Origin of the sequence: Protofrankia sp. Cj3, assembly GCF_917627355.1 — a bacterium.
GTDB lineage: Bacteria > Actinomycetota > Actinomycetes > Frankiales > Frankiaceae > Protofrankia.
In genome coordinates this window covers 1-3,629 of sequence record NZ_CAKJTR010000305.1, presented here as the reverse complement: position 1 = coordinate 3,629, position 3,629 = coordinate 1, and the positions used below count along the sequence as shown (strand labels likewise).

Genomic DNA, 3,629 nt, shown 5'->3' with positions numbered 1-3,629 from the left:
TGCTGGTGAACCATCAGGCTGCGCAGCACGTATGGGTGGTGGTTACGTGGGCCGAGGCGTTCGGATGTCGGTCCACGGCGGGCGAGTCGTTGTCCAGCGGCGGTGAAAGTGGCTGCGTCGACGATGGCGGGATGGGTCGGACGGTCGGACCAGATCCACTGCTCACGGTTGTTCCAGGTCAGTTTCGTCTCGTAGCCGAGCGCGACGTCGTTGACGTCGAGCAGCGTCTCGGCCCGGCGTTGCTTGTTCCATACTTGATGGCCGGTGTAGCGCGGGTTCGTCAGGATCGCCTGCACAGCGCTTTTGGACCACGCCTTCCCGCTGCGATGCCGGTTACGGGACGGGTCGTATGCCGACGGCGACAGGATGCCTTCTCCGGTCAGCGTCTGCGCGATGAGGAAGATACCCATACCATTCAGGTACAGGGTGAAGATCCGTTCGACTACCGGTGCCGTGACTGGGTCGCGGGCCAGGACGTGCAGTCGCTTGCCGTCGGCGGCTTTGGCGGGGTTGGGATGGGGTCCGGCGTCGGCGAGCCGGTAGCCGTAGGGCGGGCGTCCGCCGAGGTAGCGGCCTTCGACTTTGGCTTGGGCGGCCATCGCCGACCGCACCCGGATCTTGATGCGGTTTCGTTCTCCCTTCGACATCCCGCCGAACACGGACATGATGAGGTCGTGGGCTTCTGATGTCGGGTCGACTGGTCCGCCGACTTCGGGTACCCACAGGCCGACGCGGTAATGCTCGAAGACGGGGAAGGTGAGGGAGAACTGGTTGCCGTAGAAGGCCCGGTGTGGCTCCCCGATCACCACCGCGTCGAAACCCCGTGTCGGGTTTTGTAGGTCCTTGAGGAGCTGGCCGGCTTGGGGGCGGCGTTTCCAGGGGATCGAGCGGGATTGGCCGATGTCGAAGTACTCGGCGGCGATCTCGCCGTGGGCTTCGGTCAGCGCCCGAGCGCGGGCGAGCTGCCACGCTCGGGAGGACTCCGGGTCCTGCTGGTCCTCGGTCGATACCCGGCCGCAGAACGCGAACTTCATTGTCAGGCCACCTTTGCATCAGTGTCGGGCTGTTCGTCGGTGGTCGGCGCGTGTCGTGTTGTGCGGGCGGCTTCCAGGTTGTGGAGCAGCCGTAGGAGTGCGGCGGCGAGGGTGGGTGTTATGGCTGGTGGCTGGTCGGGCAGGATCACCGTGATGGCGCGGCGCGTGCGGGGTGTCATGGTCTTTCACCGTTGACCATCAGGGTGATCGGTAGTCTTACGGTAGGTGGAGACGGTTTCTCGATCGAGGCCGGGCCTGCTGGATTCCGCCGCCTCGGCCGGGGTGATGGTGTCCGGGCTTTCGGCGCGTAGGGCCGCGAGCAGGAGCGTGGCCCGGTCGGTGGAGCAGCGGTGCCCGTGTTGGCGGACCCCGCGGGCGAGCGCCGTGCGTGTCAGTGGGCGGCGCTCGTGGGCCAGTTCCGCCGCCACTTCCCGTCCGACCGATAGGAGATCGGCCGGCAGGCCGGTGGGCATCGAGCTGTCCTCGGCCAGGGGGCCTGACCGGTCGGACCGGTCGTCGGTGGTCTCTGAGCGGGGGATGGTGCCTACCGGCGGTGCTGATGTCGGGCGGGTTGCCTTGAGACCGGCGACGAGACCGAACGCGACAACCGGCCACAAGGCCATCACCGGCACCCAGAAGCCGGGCGGCCCGGTCAGGGTGTGTGAGCCGGCAGCGGTGAGGTTCCCTGCGCCGGACATCGCGACGCCAGCAAGCAGTGTGGTCACTGGCCATCGGACGGGGGAGCCGGCGTGGCGGCGGTGGCGGATCTCGATGACCGAGGCGAGGGCCATCAGTTCGACGGACGCGGCGATCAGCCACGACGCCCAGTCGGGCTGTCCCGCCCACCGGGCAACGTCGTGGATGTGCACGAACGCGACGAGGAACACCCCGGCGGCCATCACCACCGGCAGTGTGGCTCCGAGGACCGCCTCGGCGGAGACGCGACGTCGGCGGTCAGCCGGATGTCGCCCGGCGGCCGTCGGTGGTCCGGCACGCGTTTCGTCGTGATCGGGTGATGTCGGGGTGGTCGTCGTGCGGATGTCCAGACGATCGGCGTGATCGGTGTGAGGAGGCACAGGTGAGGTCATTGCCGGCTCTTTTCCGGTGAGATTTATGCGGCGAGGTGTCGGGTCTGGGGTGTGGCGATGGCCGAGAGTGCCACGCCCGCGAGATCGGGTGGTATGGCGTTCCCGATCTGGGCGAGCTTGGATGACAGGGGACCTTGCCAGGGATAGTCCTCGGGGAAGGATTGAAGGGTGCCGAACTCGGCGATGGTGAGGTTTCCGGTGTCGCCTTTCCATCGGCCAGCGTTCTGAGTGTCCGTGATGGTAAGACGGGAGGAGGTGCCGCCCCATGCATTACCTCGAGTCGTCACTGTGAACGACGGCCGATCGATGAATCCGCGGCTGATTCCGTCGGCCATGGAGCGCCACGGCTGCACCCCGGGTTGGTCACGTGAGTATCGAGCCCGGTAGCGGCTGTGGGTCGCGGCGGGTGGGTGGACGGGACGGTTGCCGCGGACAGCGAGGAGGAACGCGCGGCGGCGGGTCTGCGGCACCCCGTATTCTTCGGCGGCCAGTATCCCTGTCCATGTCGTGTAGCTGGCACGGCGTAGCTCGAACGCGCATCCTTCCCAGATAGGTAACACGCTGGGAACTTCCTCGCAGGCGATCCATCTCGGCTGTATGCGGCGAGCGAACCGCATTGGCTGGTAGACGAGCTGCCCTCGGGGGTCGTCGATCCCGCCGCCTTTCCCCGCGGTACTGAACGGCTGGCAGGGCGGGGAAGCGATCAGCCCATCGACGCCAGCGTAATCATCTGGACGAACTCCGGCGACGTCGTCTTCGACCGTCACGAAGCCCGCGGCGCGGCGGGTTTCGCAGGTACGGGGGTCCCACTCGATACCGATTTCTTCCAGGCCGAGGCGGGAACAGGCCAGCGACCAGCCACCCGCGCCAGAGAACAGGTCAAGAACTGTCGACATCTCGTTCTCTCCTTGCCAGTTTCTCACACCAGGACGCATAATTTCCAGGAGGACGAACAGCAAATCCCAGCTAAGGACCCCTCATGCGGACGACGGGAGCCGGTGGTAGTGGGACGTGAGGCGGATGTCTCCGGGGTGTTGATTCCTTCGCGGCTGACCCGTTGCAGGATGTGGAAATGCCACGAAGAGCCACTGTCTGGGTGGTCTTCGCCGGGTCGCGGCGTGAGGGCCAGGACCCGGCGCACGGCGTGGTTTTCCGCCCCGTTGCCGCTTCCCGCCGGCGGGGCGCTTACGTGCTACGCCGCAGTTCAGCGGCGGTGTTGGCCGCTAGCAGAGGTGCTTTACATAAGCACGAGCGTCGCTTACGCAAGCACCGTCCCCGGCTATGCCGGACGCCGTCCGCGGTCACGTTCTGCCACCGCGGCGGTGATCTGGGTGCGGTCGATGCCGCGCCGGTTGACGACCTTTCCCTCGATCCGACGGTTGATCTGTATCGTTTCGATTCCCAGCGGTTTGAGCGCGACCGCGAGCTGTTCGGCGTTCCACCCGTCATAGACTTCCGGCCGCAGCGCGGCCAGCCGGGCTGTGATCGTCTCCGACCAGACCTTCCC

General features: G+C 66.6%; 4 protein-coding genes and 1 pseudogene. All 5 read right to left on the bottom strand.

The genetic code is table 11. The features are described 5' to 3' along the window. The coding region (locus MJ783_RS22765) for a recombinase family protein (RefSeq protein ID WP_370651787.1) at positions 1 to 1,040 on the bottom strand (1,040 nt) is incomplete at its 3' end. Continuing rightward, the gene (locus MJ783_RS22760; RefSeq protein WP_239313835.1) at positions 1,037 to 1,213 is read right to left on the bottom strand and encodes a hypothetical protein; all 177 of its coding nucleotides are present in this window, start codon (positions 1,211 to 1,213) and stop codon (positions 1,037 to 1,039) included. The genes MJ783_RS22760 and MJ783_RS22765, both read right to left, overlap by 4 nt. A gap of 6 nt (positions 1,214 to 1,219) precedes the next feature. Further along, the gene (locus tag MJ783_RS22755; RefSeq protein ID WP_239313833.1) at positions 1,220 to 2,122 is read right to left on the bottom strand and encodes a DUF2637 domain-containing protein; all 903 of its coding nucleotides are present in this window, start codon (positions 2,120 to 2,122) and stop codon (positions 1,220 to 1,222) included. 23 nt (positions 2,123 to 2,145) lie between these two features. After that, the gene (locus MJ783_RS22750; RefSeq protein WP_239313831.1) at positions 2,146 to 3,018 is read right to left on the bottom strand and encodes a DNA cytosine methyltransferase; all 873 of its coding nucleotides are present in this window, start codon (positions 3,016 to 3,018) and stop codon (positions 2,146 to 2,148) included. Between the two features lie 383 nt (positions 3,019 to 3,401). Next, a pseudogene (locus MJ783_RS22745) lies at positions 3,402 to 3,629 on the bottom strand (cell division protein FtsK); the annotation flags it as partial.